Raw genomic sequence first — 19,186 nt, 5'->3', positions numbered from 1 at the left:
AAGATGCGGTAATGATGGAATCGTAGGGTTCCACGACCAAAGAGGGCGGGAACGATGTTTGAACAACACAACGAAGCTACCGGCAGCGAATACGCAAGGATCTTCCGGCTGCTGTCGGCAGCCAAGGAGGAGGCTGAAAAGCTTCAGCTGCGCAATCTGATGCACCTGACGAACATGGCGCTGCTGCAGGTCGTCATCGATTGGGACGGCATAGATCCCGACAGGGAGCTTGACGTCAATCTCGAGAAGCTGGTCGGCAGCAAAGCCAAGATCGCAATGAAGGATGCCAGCGAGAATCTAATCCTGATCGATCGCCATTGATCCCGATCAATCGCTATCGATCCTCATAGATCCTTGTTGATCCTCATGCGGTCCGTTGGGTTCGCGTGAAGGACAACCGGTCTATTCGGCCGCGTCGGTATCCAGCTGTTCGGTGTTGGCAATCGCCTGGACGAGCTTCAGAATCTTCTTGCGAAGCGCTTCGTTCTTGATCGAAAAGAACGCCGCGTTGAGAAGGACGCCTTCGCGCGAAATAACGAATTCCTCGCTGGGAGCGGGGTTGTCGTTGGCACTATCAGGGGTCGACAGGTCGTCGAAGAACGTCCTGACATCAACCTTCAGCGCGCCGGCGATTTCGACCAGCATGCTGGCGGAAACGCGGTTGGAGCCCTTTTCGTATTTCTGGATCTGCTGGAACGTTACGCCAACACGATCGCCCAGTTCCGTCTGAGAAACTTTCCTCAACAGACGCTGGATGCGGATCGTCTTTCCGACGTGAACATCGACGGAATGCGGTTCTTCTTTCATCTTATTTCCCTTCTGAAGGCAGCGGACAGGGGGTTATTCGCCATATCCGTGTCAACAACTTTTAGCCGAGATAATTAAGGCTAGCAATTGCTTGCATGTAGATAGCGTTAAGCCCGAATATCTGGCCTTTTTTGTCCCGGAATGGTACAAAAAACGCGCCAAAATGACACGCCCAGGAGACCGGTCGCTTTATATTGTGACGTCAGAGCGACCAGAGGCGCTGTGCGTTGGCGAAAAGCAACTTCGAGCGCTCCGTCTCGCTCACGCCGGAAAGCATGGCATGGGTCGCCGCAACCCAGGTCGAGAGGCCGCCGCCGAGGGTACAGACCGGCCAGTCGCTGCCCCAGACGACGCGGTCCCAGCCGAAACTCGCGATCACATGTTCGATATAGGGCTGCAGCGTTTCTGCCGTCCAGGTCTTCCCATCGGCATAGGCGACGACGCCGGAGACCTTGCAGACGACATTCGGCCGCCGGGCAATCTCTGATATGCCGGCCTTCCAGGGCTCAAAGGCGTCCGAGCGGATATCCGGCACGCCGCAATGGTCGAGAACGAACTGTACGTCGGGCGCAAGATCGGCGAGGGCGGTCACACTGCTCGCCTGATGCGGCAATGTGCAGAGGTCGAAAGTCAGGCCGCGGCCGCCGATACGCCTGATGTTTTCGCGAAACAGGGCGCCTTCGGAGACATTATCGGGCACGACATGGAGCACGCGGCGAAACCCCTTGACGAAAGGATCGGCCTTTTGCCGCTCGAGATAGGCGGCAAAGCCTTCCGCTTCCGGCCGGCAGGAGACGATGGCGCCGGCAATCAGACTGCCTTCCTTTTTGGCGATCTTGGCGACGTGATCGGTCTCGGTCTGCATCGCAGTGGGATCGACATCGACCTCCATGTGCAACACCGTGGTGATACCGCAGCGCCTGGCCTCCGTCGCATAGGTCTCGTAGAGGAAATCATGATCGAGATCAGGCGCGCCGGAGAGCCAGGGATAGGGCAGCGCCGACCGATCAATGATATGCAGATGGGTGTCGATGAACACGCGTCTCTCCTCAGGGCGTGACTTTGCCGCAACCTATCCATGGTGAATGGATTGTTCAAATAGAAATTCCCGCTTCGCGCCGATGCCACCCGTCAGCCGGAATTGACGACACTGGCGCCGGCAAGCAGCGAAAGCTGGGCAGCGGTCTTCTGCACCAGCGTGATCGCCTGGGTGATATCGGGAGCCGACGGCGCGTTGACGAGCGCGATGAAGGGGCAGGTGAGGGCGGCGATGGAGCGGTGGTCCGGTCCGAGAACGGGAGCTGAAAGATTGTAGACGCCAGATGTCTGGGCGCTCGCCATCATCTCGTAGCCGCGCTCGCGGATCTGGTCGAGACGATCGTAGAATTCTGGCCCGAGTTCGACCTCCGCACGACTGCGCACATGTTCTAAGATCATCATCTCCCGCTCCTCCTCGCTGCGGAAGGCGAGCAGCACATGCCCCGACCCGGTGTCGAAGAGGCTGATATGGGCGCCGATGCGGATCGAAAACCCCCAATAGTCCGGCGCCTCCTGTTGGGCGATGACGACGGCAGCACCCCGATCGAAGACGGCGAGATGATTGGCCTGGCGCGTGCGCTGGGCGAGATCGCGCATCAGCGGCGTGGCATAGGAGGCGAGCCGGCGCACCGGAGCGTGCAGCTGCGCAAGGCCGAAGAGCTTCAGCGTCAGCGAGTAGCGGTCGCCATCCAGCCGGGTGACGTAACCGCGGCGCACCAAGCGATCGAGCATGCGGTAGAATTCGTTGGGGCTGCGGTCGAGCCGCTTGGCGATGTCGGCCTGGGTGAGGCCGCTGTCGACGCCGGCGAGCAATTCCAGGATATCGAGGCCCTTGTCGAGGGCAGGAGCGCGGTAGCGGTCGGACTCGTCAGTCTCCATTGCTTCCTCCTGTGAATATCAGTCTGCATATACGCAGAACCGCAGCCGGAAAAGCAAAACTTCGCACTTGACCCTTGGCCAATCGTTTGTTTGTCTATAAACAGACAAATCATCACTGAAGAACATGCCGAGGACAGGGAGGAACGACCATGCAGCGCATGGGAATGGCCATCGGCCCTGGAGCCGGCGACGGTTGCCGTCGTCAAGCCTCCGCATTCAGCCGGTCAGCGGGATCCGGCGCTGATCTGCCTTTGCAACAGTGGCAAGTCCTCCATTTAATACCGAGAGCCCCGCGCATCCGAAGCCAGGCCCACGCAATGGCCGCCTGGATGCCTTGCCAGAACCCGCTTGAAACGCGCAAAGAGTGCGAATGGTGGACGACGATGGACAAGACGCCATCACGACCGAGCTTCGCCAAGACATGAACCGCATTCCATCGTCCAGCTTAGACAATTTCAGAAAAGGCCCGTGATATGACAAACAGACTTTCCGGCAAGACCGTTCTCATCACCGCCGCCGGCCAGGGCATCGGCCGGGCGACGGCGGCAGCCTTTGCCGCGATCGGCGCCAAGGTCCACGCGACCGACATCAACACCGAGGCCTTAACGACGCTTGCCGCGGAGACCGGGGTTTCCACCCATAAGCTGAACGTGCTCGATGCCGATGCGGTCAAGGCTCTCGTCGCCGAGATCGGAGCCGTCGACGTGCTCTTCAACTGCGCCGGCTTCGTCCATGCCGGCTCGATCCTCGAAATGAAGGATTCCGATCTCGAATTCGCCTTCGACCTCAACGTCAAGGCGATGATCCGCACCATCCGCGCCGTGCTGCCCGGCATGATCGAGCGCAAGGACGGGGCAATCATCAACATGGCCTCCGTCGCCTCCAGCATCAAGGGCGTGCCGAACCGCTTCGCCTATGGTGTCACCAAGGCGGCGGTGATCGGGCTCACCAAAGCCGTTGCCGCCGATTATGTCGGTCAGGGCATCCGCTGCAACGCCATCTGCCCCGGCACGGTGGAAAGCCCGTCGCTGCAGGACCGGATGCGGGCGCAGGGCGATTACGACGCGGCGCGTGCCGCCTTCATCGCCCGCCAGCCGATGGGCCGGCTCGGCTCGCCGGAAGAGATTGCCGATCTCGCCGTCTATCTCGCCGGCGCGACCTACACGTCGGGCCAGGCGATCGCCATCGACGGCGGCTGGACGATCTGATTTCAGCCGACGATGCGGCCGGCGGTCCCGTCGGCCGGTCCGGCCCCAGCAGCCGACCCCATGTGGTCGGCCTACCAATCGGGAGTAACATCATGACCCGCATCACCGACCTTCGTGTCTTCGATCTCCGCTTTCCCACGTCGCAAAGCCTGGATGGATCGGATGCGATGAATCCCGATCCGGATTATTCGGCGGCCTACGTCATTCTCGATACGGACGCGCCCGGCCTTGCCGGCCATGGCCTGACCTTCACCATCGGCCGCGGCAACGATATCTGCTGCATGGCGATCGAAGCGATGCGCCACCTCGTCGTCGGCGCCGACCTCGCCGAAGTTCTCGCCCATCCTGGCACTTTCTGGCGGCATCTGACCAGCGATAGCCAGCTGCGCTGGATCGGGCCGGAGAAGGGCGCCATTCATCTGGCGACCGGCGCGGTCGTCAATGCCGTCTGGGATCTGCTCGCCAAACAGGCCGGCAAGCCCGTCTGGCGGCTCGTCGCCGAGATGTCGCCGGAAGAGATCGCCGATATCGTCGATTACCGCTATCTCACTGACGTTCTGACGCGCGATGAGGCGGTCGAGATCCTGAAGCGTGCCGAGGCGGGCAAGGCGGAACGCATCGCCATCCTCGAAAAAGAGGGCTACGCCTGCTACACGACCTCGGCCGGCTGGCTTGGCTACGGCGACGAAAAGCTGCGCCGCCTCTGCCAGGAGGCGATCGATGCCGGCTTCAACCATATCAAGATGAAGGTCGGCCGCGATCTCGAAGACGATATCCGCCGCCTCAGGATTGCCCGCGAGGTGATCGGTCCCGACCGCTATCTGATGATCGACGCCAACCAGGTGTGGGATGTCGGCCAGGCGATCGACTGGGTCAAAGCGCTCTCCTTCGCCAAGCCGTTCTTCATCGAGGAACCCACAAGCCCGGACGATGTCGCCGGCCACCGCAAGATCCGCCAGGCGATCAGCCCGGTGAAGGTCGCGACCGGCGAGATGTGCCAGAACCGCATCATGTTCAAGCAGTTCATCGCCGAGGGTGCGATCGACATCGTACAGATCGATTCCTGCCGCATGGGCGGACTGAACGAAGTTCTCTCCGTGCTGTTGATCGCCGCCAAGTTCGACCTGCCGGTCTGGCCGCATGCCGGCGGCGTCGGGCTCTGCGAATATGTGCAGCATCTGTCAATGATCGATTACGTCGCGGTGTCGGGCACCAAGGAAGGTCGCGTCATCGAATATGTCGATCACCTGCACGAACACTTCCTCGATCCCTGCCTGATCGAGAACGCCGCCTACATGCCGCCCACCCTGCCGGGCTTCTCCATCGAGATGAAACCGGCCTCGATCGGCAACTATACGTTTGGAGGTTAAGGAAACTGCGCCGGGGATGACGTATCCAATTCCGGCCGCATGATAATTTCCTGATTTCAATAGTCTTTCCTACTACCGATGGGCTTCCAATCTGCCGGGACTGCTCCAATTCACTTGGAGGCGGCGAAGCTTGCTTTTTAGAGCGCCGAGGAATAGCTTTGCAGTGTGAATGCGGAGGGGGCCTAGCACCAGCAGGCCAGCAAATTTTATTGAACTTAGACAATAGAATGTTTGCGATCGAGCCATGCCCAAGTTTCGTCACGCCAAGAGACTGTGCGCTTATCTGCTGATTGTTGCAGGAATGCTGCTGTCGATTAACACGGCATTTGCCGCCGGTACAGAAGAGAGCGGACGCCGCGTCGCTCTCGTCATCGGCAACTCCGTTTACAAGACGCTGCCCTCGCTTCCCAATCCTGCCAATGATGTCGAAGAGGTCGCGACCACGTTGCGCGCGGCCGGTTTCGATGTGACGATCGGCGTCAATGTCGACCGCATCGGGCTCGAAGATACGGTGCGCCGCTTCCTGCGTTCGACCAGCAATGCCGAGGCCGGCCTGATCTATTATTCAGGCCATGGCATCCAGGTCGGCGGTCAGAATTTCATCGTGCCGGTCGATGCGACGCTGGAGACGCCCTATGACGTCGAGACGCAGACCATGCCGCTCGACCTCATTCTCAACCATCTCAAGCAGAATTCGCGGGTGCAACTGATCTTCCTCGACGCCTGCCGCAACAATCCCTTCAATGCCCAGAAATTCTGGATGGCGGAGAAACTGGAGCCGGTCGGCGCCACGCGCGGACTTGCGCGCATCGACAGCGACCTCGGCAGCCTGATCGCCTTTTCCACAGAACCCGGCCAGGTGGCGCTCGATGGCACCGGCGCGCTCAGCCCCTATTCCGAATCCTTCATCAAGCGGGCGAGCGAACCCAACAAGGAAATCCGGCAGGTCCTGACCGATGTGCGCCGCGACGTGATGGCCATGACCGGCGGCAAGCAGGTCCCCTGGGAAAACTCCTCGCTGATGGACAGCTTCTATTTCATTCCGGCGCCGCCGCCGCCGAGCGTCGAATCGATGCAGCAGGTGAGCGTGCCGGAGGGTGCGGCCACGACCAAATTGCCGATCGCTCCGCCGCATGACGAGACCGGCTCGGCGCTGCTCGTCACCGTCAACCAGCTGCCTAAGACCGGCAAGCTCAGCTTCGACGGCAAGCCGGTCGAGCAGGGCGCAAAGATGCCTGCCGCGGCACTGACGGCGCTGACCTATGATTCATCAGGTGTTGCTGCCGGAACCGTCGGCCTGATTGGCTATACCGTGAGCGATCCTTACGGCCAGGCGGCGCAGGGCGTCGTCGCAATCACCGTCTCGGCCGACGCCGGCGCCAAGCTCGCCCAGCTCGAGCAGGAAAAACAGGTGCGGCTTGCCGATGCCGACGCCTACCTGAAGACGCTGCCGCGCGACGTCGACACGACGATCGGCGTCGGCCCTGTAGAAGCCAGCCTGCCGGTCGTGCCGGCATCGGCCGCGGAGATGACCTTCAAGGTCGCGGCCCTGCCCGACAAGGGCACGCTGCGCGCCGGAGACCGGGTGATCGGTCTCGGCCATGTGCTTGAAGCCGCCGATATCCCGGCGCTTTCCTACGAGCCGCAGATCGGCACTGAAAACCAGCCTTTCGCCGTGACGCTGCAGGCCGCCAATGACGACTTGCCGCCGGCGACCGTCACTTTCAAGCCGACGCTCGACGCCTGCGATACATCAGCCGCAGCTCCGCTCGACCTGCAGGGCGTGACGGCAGGCAAGTTGCCGAACGAGATCGTCGCCGATGAAGCACTGCCCGCCTGCATGGACGCAGTGAAGGCCTATCCCGAAGTGGCGCGCTTCGTCTATCAACTTGGCCGCGCCCAGCTTGCCAACCGCGATACCAAAACGGCGTTCGCCACGATCAAGAAGGCGATGGATGCCGGGCATGTCCGGGCGATCCAGGAACTATCGAGGCTTTACGAGTTCGGCGCCTCCGTCCCGCGCGACGCGGCCAAGGCAAGCCAGATCGCCAAGGATGGTGCGTCCAAGGGCGATCCCTTTGCCCTGCACAGCTACGGCAAGGCCCTCTACCACGGCCGCGGCACCAAGGCCGATCAGCAGCTCGGGTTGCGGTTGATGCTGCAGGCCGCCGATCTCGGCCATACCTATGCGATGAACGAGCTCGGCTATATTTTCCTGAACGGCGTCAACGTTCCGGCCGACCCCGAGCGGGGTATCCGCTTCTACGAAGCCGGCGTCCAGCGCAACGACATCTATTCGCTGAACAATCTTGCGCTCGTCTACCGTTTCGGAAAAGGCGCTCCGGAGGACCTCCCGAAAGCGCTCGATCTTTTCACGCGGGCGGCGGAGGGCGGACAGCCCCATGCTCCGACAAATCTCGGACGCATGTACCGCGACGGTATCGGCGTTGCCGCGGACAAGGCAGAAGCGGTGAAGTGGCTGGAGATGGGCGCGGAACGCGGCGACTATTGGGGTGCACTCGACCGCGCGATGCTCGCGAAGGAAGATGGCGCGGACGCTGACAGCCTTGCAATCGCGGCGCGTTATTTTGCACTGGCGACCGCCATCAACATGCCGGGCAGCGGCGATCCGAAGAACCAGGCGCTGGCGGAACTCAAGAGGATGCCAGGCGCTGCAAAGAAGAAAGCGGAGGCCGTCTTTGCCGCCGAGCTGACCGCTCAGGAGCAAAAGGCAATCTCCAAATCCAAGTCGCTCGATGACAGGCTGGTCAAGCTCGCCAAAGCGACATGGGTCAAGCGAAATCCGAGGTACGATCTCTTCTGAAACGGCGGTCCGGGGGCGCCCTACATGAAAAGCAAGCTAATCATCCGCATCCTATTGTGCTCGACATTCATCACAGGTTCCGGCGCAATCCTGCAGAGCTGCATCTTCGATCCTGGCGCCAGGACGCTGTTTGCCAGCGAAGAGCCGGCGGCCAGGAGCGCCACGCCGACCAGGAAAACCACGCCCACGGTTAGAAAAGTGGCCGCACAACCGGCTTTCGCCCGCTCAGAGAACAGTTCCAGTGGAAATTCAGGCGGCGGTGGCTCTGGCGGCGGCATGGGCGGTGGTTCAAGCTCTAGCGGGTCGTCGAGCTCCGGCAACTCTTCGAGCGGCGGTCCTTCCTGGTAAAGACAGGGTCCTTCATGATCCAAGCTGCGACGTTCATCGGAGCAGTTACCGGCATCGCACTTTCCACATATCTCCGGCTTGAGTCCGGCTTGGCGATGACCCTTGCTGTATGCTGCCTTCTCCTGGCGTGGATCGCCATCGACGGCACATCCGCTGCTCGTTCGGCCTGGGCATCGCGAAAGAGACGAGACGAGGGTCCCGCCATCTTCTGGCGTCGCATAGGGACCAAGCTTGTCGGCCTCGCCGCGCTGCTTGGCGTGGTCGTCATCGCCTGTTCGGTCTTTCCGTTTTTCACACAGTCGTCGGCCGTCCGATGGATCATCGAGGCTGGGCAGACCACTATCCCCATTTCCATCGCACTTGCCGGTGCCACCATTCTTTACGTCGCGGTCACCGATCTGGTCGCGGAGGAGCCCGACGATTATCTCAACCAGGTCGGGCGTGCGGTGTTGATGCAGGATTTTCGCGAGCAGGACGTGCTGTTTGCATTGCGCCTGCTCGCGATCAAGTGCTTCTTTCTCGTCCTGATGTTTTCGGGCGGCATGGCGGCTCTTTCCAATCTTGCCGAGAAGCCGGCGTGGACGTTTCCGCCGCTTTCGGCGGCCTGGTTCGAAGGCCTGTTGCAGCTTGCCTTTCTTGTCGACATCGTGCTTGCCGCCGGCGGCTATGTCGCGACTTTCAAGCTCTTCGGATGGCATGTCAGGGCAACGGAGACGACGGCACTCGGCTGGCTCGTCTGTCTCATCTGTTACGAGCCGTTCTTCCCTGCGATCTCGCATGCTTTCGTGCCCTATGGCGAGGGGCCGGGCTGGGAGACCGTGATCCAGGAAGGTTCGGCCGTCTTTATCCTCTGGAGCGTCGCGACGCTGTTCTGCACCCTCATCTATGTCTGGGCGACCGTCGCTTTCGGGCCGCGATTTTCAAACCTCACGCATCGCGGCATCATCACATCAGGCCCCTATCGCTTCATGAAGCATCCGGCTTATGTCTCGAAGAACATCGCCTGGTGGCTGGTTGCGATCCCAGGCTTCCTCGCCAGCGGCCTTACGGAAGGACTTGCCCGGGCCGGCATGCTGGCGATCGTCAGTCTTATCTACCTGCTGCGCGCCCGCGCCGAAGAACGCATGTTAAGCCGGGACCCCGCCTATCGGGACTATGCCGACAGCGTCGCGGCGCATGGACTTCTGGCGATGGCGAAGCGGCGGCTGACATCAAGACCAGCGGCGTGAGTTTCCCGCCGTTCAGCCATCGAGCCCCTTAAAGCGCACCGGCTGGTAGCCGCGCATCAACAGGCTGCCGAGCGAATAGGTATTGCGGCAGACGCGACCCTTGCAGGCATTCGGCGAGGCCTCCATTACCTCCACCTTCTTGTCGGCGGTGAAGCGCATGAACAGCAGCACATGCGAGCCCGGCTTGTTCAGTGCATCGCCCGGCCGCATTGACCAGGGGTCGGAGAGGCGCTTGGTGATCCCGGGGATGGCGCGCGTCGAGACGTGCATCTTCAGGCCCCAGGCGTCGCTGACGAAACCGGAGCAATCGACGCCGAGGATGTTGGATTGCGGCGCGCTCTTGGTGCAGACGTTGCCGGCGGTCTGGCCCTTTTCCACGCCGCCGATGAAATTCTCGAGCGGCGTCTTGCAGCCCCAGCAGTAGGGAACACCTTTGACCGTCTGGCCGCGTTTGCCGATCAGGTAGATCGGGCGGCGCAGCCGGTTCATGTTGACGCAGCCCGGTCCCGGATCCCTGCCATAGGCGGTTGGTGTCACCAGCCAGTTCATCGTCTCGAAGCCGATTGCCCGCTCGATGACGTCGCTGCGCGATTTCGGCACGATCGCCACCTTCGGCGTCTTGCCGGGCTTGCCGGCAGCCGGCTGCTTGGTGGGCCGAGCGACGGCAAGCTTGCGGCCGGGCTCCCGGCCGTCGAGCCGCAGCACCTGCGCCCGGCTTTCCTGCGAGCGGAGATAGAGCACGTCACCGCGCGGACCGATCGCCACGAAGCGTCTGGAGAATACCGTACCCGGTTCGATCGGCAGGTCGTAGACCCGGTCCATCGCGCCGTTCGGCGTGAATCGCACCACCAGCATGCCGGTGCGCTCGGGCCGGTCGGCGGGTACGAGCTCGACCAGCGCATAAGGCCTGCCTGTCGTGTCGATGTCGAGAAGTTCGACGGTGCCGATCCGCCCTTCCGAGGCGAGTTGCAGCGAGAGGAAATTCTCCTCCGAGCTGCTGCGCCGCAGCAGGATCTCCGCCTTGTCGTTTGCAGCAGCCGAGACCTCGGCGACGATATCGCCGAGCCCGCGGCTCGGCACGTATTGAATGACCGGCGGGCGGGCCTCGGGCCGGCTGGTGCTGCGACCGATCTCGTCGATGATGCTGTTCAGTGGCCCCGGTGATACCGAGCCCATTGAGGCGAAGACCGAGCGGGTGTAGTCGTCGGCATCAGCGCCGCCGTCGACGGCGCGCAGCGTCTGCGACCGGCCGTCGGCATCGGTGGAGCGCTCGAGCGGCACGACGCCGTCGGACCAGAGGTAGAGTTCGTTGTGAACGACGGCGAGATCCTCCGCCGTGGCATTTTCCGGCAGCGGCAGGACCGCAGGCTCGGCCTGCGAGCGTTCGGCGTCGACGGCGAGCACGCGGCCGTTGTTCTGGTCGAGGATGTAAATGGTGCCGTCGTCACCGACGGTGATCGCCGCCGGCCCGGATGCCTCCGCTTCCTCGTTGGAAGAAATGATGCCGACCGAACGCGCGCCGTCGCCGCCGCGAAGCTCGATGATCGTCGTGTCTTTGGCAAAAACCGGCGAGGCGACCGCAAGTGCCGCGGCAAACAAAATATGCGACCCAAAACTACGCATTGCCTCGACCCCCAGAACAGGATGATTTTAGTCCGATCCGGCTAAAAATCTGAATCCTGTTCTCAATTAAGGTTAGTGCATGATGTCGTCCGAAAACCGATCACACTTTTCGGCATCATGCACTGTTACCGTCACGCTTTTCAAAAATGGTAGGCTAGATATGACTTCTCAGCAAGCCGTTGCTTTCCAAACGATTTGGAGATCTGCGCGGGCGATAGTACAAGATCATCGTCTCGAAGATTCGTCGGCAGGGAATGCTTATGCTGGAATGGAACGGTGACGAACTGGCGCTCGATATAAGCTTGCTGGAGCAGGTTCGCGCGGCGAGGATAGATTTCTCAGACCGCGTCTGCGCTGCCTCAGCCAGCAAGGACGACAAGCATCTGGCGCAACTGCGCTCGGAGCCGACCTACCTGATGGCCGAGTTCCTCTATTCGATGAAGGTCTTCGGCATCAGCACCGCCGAGGACATCGAGCGCTTCGCCGATCTGCACAATGATTACGTGGTTTCGCTGACCCGCGATCCGGCCAAGCTGCAGCGTCTGGGGCTTTCACAGGATCGTGCGCTCGCCTCGATGTTCACCGCCGACACCAAGCCGCGGCTGATCCAGAACTGGGCTGACAAATCAGGCGCGATCGACCAGTCCAATCTCGCCCGTTTCCTTGTTGCGGTGATGTCGAGCGAGACCTGCCGCAAGACGTTGATCGATTTCGAAACGGCAGGCTTCATGCAGCGCAAGCGCTCGCCCTACGGCACCATGGTCGTCTGGTCGACCGGAATGATCGAGGAGATCTTCGGCGAGATGCTGCGCGATCTGCGCCTCGGCTTGCAGCAATTGAAGATCCTCTGATGCATGTCGCCCGGAAGTGTGCGGCGGTAGGTCAACGACATGCATAAAACAAAGAGCGAAAGCGCCGCTGCCAGCCGATTTCAACCCTCCCAATCGATTGGCACTGTGCGCCGTTGCCTTCCTTTCGGCCTCTCCCTATTCTCGGGGCGCCTATGCATGTCGCCCGGAAGGGTGCAGCGGTTCCGGGAGAACGACATGCAAAAAACAAAGAGCGAAAGCACGTCGCATGAATCAAGTTTAATGCGACGTGCTTTTGTCGCGCAGTGGCGCCAATAGGACGGATTTGACGACGATGACGAAATCCTGGCTCATAACCTTGTCGATCGGCCTTCTGCTGACGCTGCAGACGCCGCGGCTTGCCTATTCCGGCCCTGCCGAGGACGCGCTTGCGTCGCGGAACCCCTCACTTGCGGCGCTGCGCCAGCATGACGAAAAGGCCTTTGCTGCGGCGGCTGCAATCATCGCCGAACAAGAACGCGCCAAGGGGCTGGCGCCCGGCGAGGCGAAGCTGCCCGATGCGACCTCTCCCGGCCGCGACATGGGCTCAGGCCCCGGCAAGGAATTCACGGTCGACAATCCGGATATTCTTTGGCTCTACAATTCCTCACCCGAAGGAATGAGCGACCTGATCTCGATTTTGAAATCAGCCGGGCAGAAACCCAAGAACTAACCATCTCCCTGCAGTTGAATGGACTATAACAGGCCCCGGTTATGCCAGAGCGTGAGTCTTGCTCACGTCTTTGCCTTGTCGGATTCTTGGCGGCTCCAAATAATTTGTAACCCTCCCTCAAGCAAGACAGGCAAAGCCATCCCAATTTCGCCAGTCAGTGCTATTCTCATCTTCAACACAGTGTGAGATGTTCGAAGAGGAGGTTTTCCAATGCCGAACCGCAAAGCCATCTTGGCAGCAGCCACCTTTCTTTCGTTCTTCTCGGTGGTTCCCGCCGTCGAGGCGCAGAACGAACGCACATTGACCGAAGCGCCGGCGCAGACCGGGCCTGTCAGCGTCACCTTCGATCGCGCTGAAGCCAAATACGCCATCGGCGAAGTTGTCGGCCTCTTCATCCAGTCGACCGAGAACGCCTATGTCACGGTGCTGAATGTCTCGCCGAATGGCGCAGTCGTGAAGCTTTTCCCGAACAAGTACCAGACCGACGCCCTTGTCGGCGCCGGCAAGCGCGTGCAGGTGCCGGATCCGGCAAGCGGCGCCAAGCTGCAGGTTTCAGGCCCGGTCGGTCAGGAGCAGATCAAAGTCTTCTATTCCTCCAAGCCGCTGAACATTTTCGCCGATCTCGGCGGCAGCGGCGGCGGCATGTTCCGCTCGGTTGACGGCGGCATGGATGCCGTCTCCCGAAGCCTTGAAGAGGCCCGAAGCCTCGGCACCAAGATCAGCAGCAAGACGCTGATGCTGACGACGGTCGATAGTCCGGCCGCTGTCCCGCCCGTCGCAGCCGCCCCCGCAGCAAAACCCGCGCCAGTCGAGCAGGCTGCAAAGCCGCCCGTTGCGCCGAAACCTGCAGTCGCTCCGAAGCCAAAGCCGGTGACGAAACAGGAAGTCGCCAAGAAGCCGGAAACGGTGGTGGAAAAACCGAAGCCTGCAGCTCCGAAAAAGGTCGCGCCGAAGCCCGTCGAGCAGGCAGCACAGCAGCCGCCGAAGAAATACAAGATCGTCACCAACCTGGCGCCCGGCCAGGAGCTTGCCGCCGACGAACTGGAGCTGATCGGGCCCGCCGATACGACTTCATCCACCAAGCCGACCCAATATAAGCAACCGACGACGCAGTATAAGCAGCCGGCCCAGACGTCCCAGACGAAGATGCCGAAACTGCCGATGCCACAGATCAAGATGCCTCAATTCAAGCTTCCCGGCGGCTTCAGCATCAAGATGCCGCAGCTAAACCTCGGCCGTTCGGCCGAACCTGGCCAGGCAGGGGAAGAGATCGAGGTAGCAAACGCCGATACGCCTGTTTGCACGGCTCTTCTTGATAAGCTGAACACCGCCGTTGCCGCCAAGGATATCAGTGCTGCCGCGTCTGAGGCTGATGCGATCGCCGTCAGCGCCGATTGCGGCCAGTTCCAGGTGAATGCCCAGCGCCGCGTCGCGGCCCTCAGGCTTTCGGCTGCCCAGGAGATGATGGCCGCCAACCAGCCGGTCGCCGATTACGAGCCGTTGCTTGTCGCCGCCGACAGCCCGCAGGTGCTCTGGCAGGCCTCCGCCACACTCGGCGAAATCTATTTCTCCTCACGCAGATTCGCCGATGCTGCCGCCGATTACCAGCAGGCGATCGAGATCATCAAGAACGAGACCCGCACGCCGAAGGCGCCACCGGCCGAGACGATCTCCGATCTCATCCAGCGCGCCGCCCAGGCCCGCATCCTTGCCGCCAACCCGACGAGCGACAATCCGCAAGGCAGTTTCGTGCCGGCCGAGAAGGATCACCGCAGCGGCGTGCTCGGCGGCATCTATTCCGAGAATGTGCGCGGCATCGTGCCGGTCTCCATTCCGGTTCCGATCACCTTCGACTTCAACAAGTCGAGCTTCACCTCGATCGGCACCGAAGCTGCTGAGGAGCTGCTGGAGGCGCTGAAAGAGCAGAAGCCCGGCCGCATCATCCTCATCGGCCATACCGACCGGCGCGGCGGTGACGACTATAATCAGAAGCTTTCCGAACGCCGCGCCCAGGCCGTCGCCGACTTCCTGAAGAGCAATGGCCTCGACGCGACAATCGACGCCGAAGGCCGCGGTGCATCCGAGCCGGTGGACGTCACCGCAACCGCAAACCTCACCGAAGACGATGTCGATGCGCTGAACCGCCGCGTCGAATGGCGCCGCGAGTAGCTGAGGCGGGGAGGAGCTTGGCCATGACCGCATTCGTTTCCATGGCCGCAGCACTTGCCCTCCTCACCATGGCGGCCACCGATAGCCTGGCAAGGGTCATCGAGGCGCCCGAGCGTGGTGCAGTCAGGGCCGTGCTGATCGGCATCGACCTCTACCGCAACGTTCCGCCGCTGCACGGGGCCGTCGCCGATGCCGAGGATCTTTCGCTTTCGCTGCGTTCGGTCGGCGTCGAGGACATGACGCTCTTGAAGAATGGTGCTGCCGACCGCGAGGGCATCTTCCACGCGATCGAGGCCGTGACCGAAAGGGCAGGGCCTGGCGATCTCGTCGTGCTCGGCATCGCCGGTCACGGGTCAAGCGAGCCGGAACGAGTCAAGGGTTCCAAACCGAGCGGCCGCGACGAGGTCTATGTGCTTGCCGGCTTCGACACCCGGCTACCGGGTTCGCGCGAGCGCATCTTCGGCGACGAATTCAAGGCGCTGATCCGCAATCTAGAGACCAAAGGCGCCGATGTCGTCTTCATCGCCGATACCTGCCATGCCGGCGGCATGACCCGCGACGTCGATCCGCGCGGCGCCGAGATCACCTGGCGTCAGGCGCCTTCCTATACGATCGAGGAGGACGACCTCGCGCCGATTTCGACCACGGCGGATGCGCTGTCCACCGGCTTCGATTTCAAGCGGCTGACCTTTCTCGCCGCCGTCGACGAAAACACCAAGTCGCCCGAGATATCAATTCCCGGCATTCCGCAAAAACGCGGCGCGCTGAGCTATGCCACCGCCCGCGCCTTCGAAGGGGCGGCCGACCGCAACGGCGACGGCGCCGTCAGCCGCCGCGAACTGTTCGAATATGTGCGCCAGGCGGTCTACCAGTTCACCAACCAGCGGCAGAACATCTTTACCGAAAGCCCGCCCGGAACCGATCTCGACCGCGCGGTCGTCTATCATTACGAAGGGGCGGGGGCCCAGGCGGCGGCGGAGAAATCAAACACTCCGCTGCTCGCCGAGCCCGCACCGATCAGCGTTGCCGCCCTCGGCTCCGATCCGGTGCTGCAGGGGATCGACGCCGCCGTCACGCCGTTCAAGCTGACGGAAGGTGCCGATGCCGAACTTGTCTTCGATCCCGCAAAACACGAGGCGATTGCCGGCGGCGATGTCGTCGCCTCCGCCATCGGCGCCGGCGACATGCCTTTCGTCGTCGACCGGATGGCCGCGCTCGATGCGCTGAAGCGGCTCTCCGAGACCAACCCGCAGACCGTGCGCGTGATGCCTTCCGATACCGTCCATCGTGAGGGTGAACGCGTCGGCGTCACCGTTTCGGATCTATCAGGCCGCAAGCTCGTGCTCTTCGACGTCACCGGCGATGGGACCGTACAGTTCCTGTATCCGGGCGAGAAGGAGGTCGATGCCGAGATGTCTGCCACCTTCGATCTCGACCTGTCCGTCGTCGCCCCATTCGGCACGGACCTGCTCGTCGCCGTTACCTCTGAAACGCCGATGCCCGAACTTCTGGAGTTCCTGAAGCAGAACGACAGGCGCCGCACCGCCGGCAATATCGCCAAGCGCCTCGGCGAATTCCTGCCCGAGGGCGCGCGCGTCGGATTTACGGTCCTCTATACCTCCGCTGGAGCCAAGCTATGAGCACGTCGATCAGCAGGCTCCTCAATATTGCGTCCGTCATGCTGCTTCTGGCTACTCCCGTGCTGGCGCAGCAGGATACTGATTTCGCCGGCGAGGATGGCGGGCGGGTCATCGGCGGCCAGGCGGCCAAGAAGGGCGAATGGCCCTGGCAGGTGAAAATCCTGGCGCCCGATCCCGAACAGCGCGGCCGCTTCGGCGGCCATTGCGGCGGCTCGCTGATTTCGCCGCGCTGGATATTGACGGCCGCCCATTGCGTCACCAGCGGCCGCTCCGGCAAGCAGGATCTCTTCGCCCGCGACCTGCTGATCGTCGAGGGTAAATCGAAGATCGATAAGGTGATCGCCGTCGATGGGCCCGATAAGCCGGGACTGGCCGTGGAAGACGTGATCATTCACGAGGACTTCGACCGCAAGGTCTTCGCCAACGACATCGCCCTCATCAAGCTGAGCGAGCCCGCCAAATCGAAGCCGGCGATCCTTGCCTCGGCCTCGGACGACGAAGTGGAGGCAGCCGGCCACCCCGCCGTCGTCACCGGCTGGGGCTACACCAAGGCCGATCACGGCTGGGACGACAAATACCTGCCGACCGAGCTGCAGGAAGTGGAACTGCCGATCGTCCCGCGCGAGGACTGCCGCGCCGCCTATCGCGACAGTTCGATGCGCATGAACCCGATCGACGAGCGCAATGTCTGCGCCGGTTATGCCGAAGGCGGCAAGGACGCCTGCCAGGGCGACAGCGGCGGGCCGCTGGTCGCCCAGCGTCCTGACAAGCGCTGGATCCAGCTCGGTATCGTCAGCTGGGGCGCCGGCTGCGCTGAGGCCGAGCACTACGGCGTCTATCACGTGTTGCCGCGTTCCGCGACTGGATCGCCGCCAAGACCGACGGCGACGTGCCTGATGTTGAAGGGCCTGCTGCCAATGATCAGGTCGCGTCCACCACCACCAGTGGCGGGATGAAGCACAGGAAGTCCGGACAGGAAGAGGCCAACCTCGCCATCACCACCCCACCCGCCGGCGATACCGCGCCGGCTGGGACGACCGAAACGCCAGACGCGCCCGCCAACGATACCGCGCCAGTTGACAAGCCCGTCGCCGACGAACCCGCCGTGCGGCCAGCAGTCGTCCAGACGCCGGTGATCGAAAGCAAGCCCGGTGACCGCGCGCTGTTGATCGGCATCGACGACTACGAGATGCGCGAGGCGAAGCTGACCGGTTCTGCGACTGACGTAAAAGCGATGCAGGTCTTCCTCGCCAAGACGCTCGCCTACCGCCCGGAGCAGATCCACACGCTGACCAACCGCAAGGCGACCCGCGAGGCGATCCTTGCCGAAATCGACGACTGGCTGGTGCGTCAGTCGACGCCCGGAAGCCGCGTCTTCCTCTATTTCAGCGGCCAGGGCTCTGAAGAAATGGGCGCCGAGGAAACGACGAGCCCGACGCTGGTGGCCGTCGATGCCAAGCTGGTGCGCGAGGGCGGCAAGGTGACGGTCACCAACCAGATCCGCGAAACCGAGATCGCCGCAAGGCTGAACAGCCTCAAGGATCGCCGCGTCACGCTGCTGATCGATGCCTGCCATGTCGGGCCCGGCAGCCGCAGCGCGGTGGCCGCACCATCCGGCACCGTGCGTTGCCTCGGCCCGGCGCTGGCAGGGCTCGAACCGCCGAACAAATCAGGCAAGGAAGCGAAATTCTCCTTCGGCGGCGAAAACGCCATGGTCTGGTCGGCTGTCAACGCAGGGCAGTGGGCGCTGGTCGATAGCGAGGCCAAGCCACCGCTTGGCGTCTTCACCCGCCGCTTCATCGAAGGCGTGCAGGATGGCGTGGCGCGCGCAGCCGACAAGCCGAATGTCAGCAATGCCGCTTTGCTCGATTATGTCCGGCGTAAATCCGACGAATATTGCCGGACGCATGCGGGAGATTGCCGCTTCACGCCGGTGCCGCAATTTTATGGCCAGCCGGATGCGCTCGGCCGGGATGTCATCACCGGCGACGAGGCGAAGACGGCGGTCGCCGCCGTCGAGAATACGCTGAAGAGCGACAATGAGGCGGGCGTCGCCGTCGACGTGCTGCCCGGCACTGCGGTCAGCATCGGCGACAAGGTGGCGATGCGTGTCTCCACCAAGAAGTCCGGTTACCTGATCCTGGTCGATATCGATGCCTCCGGCAAGCTGACACAGCTTTTTCCTAACAAGCGCTCGATGGGGCTGAAACCATCAGCCAAAAGCGGCGACAACCGGCTCGATCCGGCCCGGCCGGTCGTCGTGCCCGATGCGCGCAATCCCTATACCGGCTTCGAATATGTAGTGGAGGGACCGGCCGGCGTCGGCATGGTCGTTGCCATCCTCAGCGACAAGCCGATCGAAGTGCTCGACCTGCCCGACGTGCCGACGCCGCTCGTCGGCCAGCGCGCCGCCTTCAACTATGTCTATGATCTCGCCCGAAGCCTCAGGATCGTCGGCGACGACGAAACCGGCGCCCAAGGCAAATGGTCGTTCGATTCCAAATTCTATCGCATCCGCTGAACAGGAGCG

General features: G+C 62.2%; 14 protein-coding genes and 1 pseudogene. 10 read left to right on the top strand and 5 right to left on the bottom strand.

Annotated elements, in window-relative coordinates; translation table 11 throughout:
* Positions 1–54 precede the first annotated feature (54 nt).
* A complete protein-coding gene (locus AC245Y_RS27250) occupies positions 55–321 on the top strand; it encodes a hypothetical protein (RefSeq protein ID WP_012763605.1) in 267 nt (88 codons plus the stop codon).
* An 81-nt stretch (positions 322–402) separates the two neighbouring features.
* Here AC245Y_RS27250 and AC245Y_RS27245 read toward each other — a convergent pair whose 3' ends face one another.
* From AC245Y_RS27245 to AC245Y_RS27235, 3 genes are all read right to left on the bottom strand, one after another.
* Positions 403–807 (bottom strand): helix-turn-helix domain-containing protein, encoded by a 405-nt coding sequence (locus AC245Y_RS27245; protein WP_017996871.1) that lies wholly within the window; start codon positions 805–807, stop codon positions 403–405.
* Positions 808–1,009: 202 nt separating this feature from the next.
* Positions 1,010–1,846, bottom strand: coding sequence for an amidohydrolase family protein (locus AC245Y_RS27240; protein WP_017996872.1), 837 nt, complete (start codon positions 1,844–1,846; stop codon positions 1,010–1,012).
* Between the two features lie 92 nt (positions 1,847–1,938).
* Positions 1,939–2,724 (bottom strand): IclR family transcriptional regulator, encoded by a 786-nt coding sequence (locus AC245Y_RS27235; RefSeq protein ID WP_012763608.1) that lies wholly within the window; start codon positions 2,722–2,724, stop codon positions 1,939–1,941.
* A gap of 473 nt (positions 2,725–3,197) precedes the next feature.
* On the opposite strand from AC245Y_RS27235, the gene AC245Y_RS27230 reads away from it, so the two are divergent.
* The 3 genes from AC245Y_RS27230 (at position 3,198) to AC245Y_RS27220 (ending at position 8,126) form a co-directional block, all read left to right on the top strand.
* Positions 3,198–3,932 carry an SDR family oxidoreductase gene (locus tag AC245Y_RS27230; protein WP_017996873.1) on the top strand — a complete coding sequence of 245 codons (735 nt, stop codon included), beginning with the start codon at positions 3,198–3,200 and terminating at the stop codon, positions 3,930–3,932.
* Positions 3,933–4,024: 92 nt separating this feature from the next.
* Positions 4,025–5,302 (top strand): L-fuconate dehydratase, encoded by a 1,278-nt coding sequence (locus tag AC245Y_RS27225; protein ID WP_012763610.1) that lies wholly within the window; start codon positions 4,025–4,027, stop codon positions 5,300–5,302.
* A gap of 244 nt (positions 5,303–5,546) precedes the next feature.
* Complete coding sequence (locus AC245Y_RS27220) at positions 5,547–8,126, top strand: caspase family protein (protein WP_017996874.1); 2,580 nt, start codon at positions 5,547–5,549, stop codon at positions 8,124–8,126.
* A 20-nt stretch (positions 8,127–8,146) separates the two neighbouring features.
* On the opposite strand, the gene AC245Y_RS27215 is transcribed toward AC245Y_RS27220, so the two are convergent.
* A complete protein-coding gene (locus tag AC245Y_RS27215) occupies positions 8,147–8,497 on the bottom strand; it encodes a hypothetical protein (RefSeq protein ID WP_157628377.1) in 351 nt (116 codons plus the stop codon).
* On the opposite strand from AC245Y_RS27215, the gene AC245Y_RS27210 reads away from it, so the two are divergent.
* Positions 8,489–9,703 carry a methyltransferase family protein gene (locus AC245Y_RS27210; protein ID WP_017996876.1) on the top strand — a complete coding sequence of 405 codons (1,215 nt, stop codon included), beginning with the start codon at positions 8,489–8,491 and terminating at the stop codon, positions 9,701–9,703. The genes AC245Y_RS27215 and AC245Y_RS27210 overlap by 9 nt on opposite strands.
* Before the next feature lie 12 nt (positions 9,704–9,715).
* Here AC245Y_RS27210 and AC245Y_RS27205 read toward each other — a convergent pair whose 3' ends face one another.
* The gene (locus AC245Y_RS27205) at positions 9,716–11,326 is read right to left on the bottom strand and encodes an NHL repeat-containing protein (RefSeq protein WP_012763614.1); all 1,611 of its coding nucleotides are present in this window, start codon (positions 11,324–11,326) and stop codon (positions 9,716–9,718) included.
* 260 nt (positions 11,327–11,586) lie between these two features.
* On the opposite strand from AC245Y_RS27205, the gene AC245Y_RS27200 reads away from it, so the two are divergent.
* The 5 genes and pseudogenes from AC245Y_RS27200 (at position 11,587) to AC245Y_RS27180 (ending at position 19,177) form a co-directional block, all read left to right on the top strand.
* On the top strand, positions 11,587–12,177 hold the full coding sequence (locus AC245Y_RS27200) for a hypothetical protein (protein WP_012763615.1): 591 nt from the start codon (positions 11,587–11,589) through the stop codon (positions 12,175–12,177).
* Positions 12,178–12,469: 292 nt separating this feature from the next.
* Positions 12,470–12,847 carry a hypothetical protein gene (locus AC245Y_RS27195; protein WP_012763616.1) on the top strand — a complete coding sequence of 126 codons (378 nt, stop codon included), beginning with the start codon at positions 12,470–12,472 and terminating at the stop codon, positions 12,845–12,847.
* 210 nt (positions 12,848–13,057) lie between these two features.
* The gene (locus AC245Y_RS27190; protein WP_017996879.1) at positions 13,058–15,016 is read left to right on the top strand and encodes a DUF4384 domain-containing protein; all 1,959 of its coding nucleotides are present in this window, start codon (positions 13,058–13,060) and stop codon (positions 15,014–15,016) included.
* A gap of 23 nt (positions 15,017–15,039) precedes the next feature.
* Complete coding sequence (locus tag AC245Y_RS27185; protein WP_017996880.1) at positions 15,040–16,656, top strand: caspase family protein; 1,617 nt, start codon at positions 15,040–15,042, stop codon at positions 16,654–16,656.
* Positions 16,653–19,177: pseudogene (locus tag AC245Y_RS27180) on the top strand (trypsin-like serine protease). Before AC245Y_RS27185 ends, AC245Y_RS27180 begins: the two are co-directional and overlap by 4 nt.
* Positions 19,178–19,186: the final 9 nt, after the last annotated feature.

Source organism: Rhizobium sp. SRDI943 (genome assembly GCF_057653695.1).
This window is presented reverse-complemented; position numbering and strand designations above follow the sequence as displayed.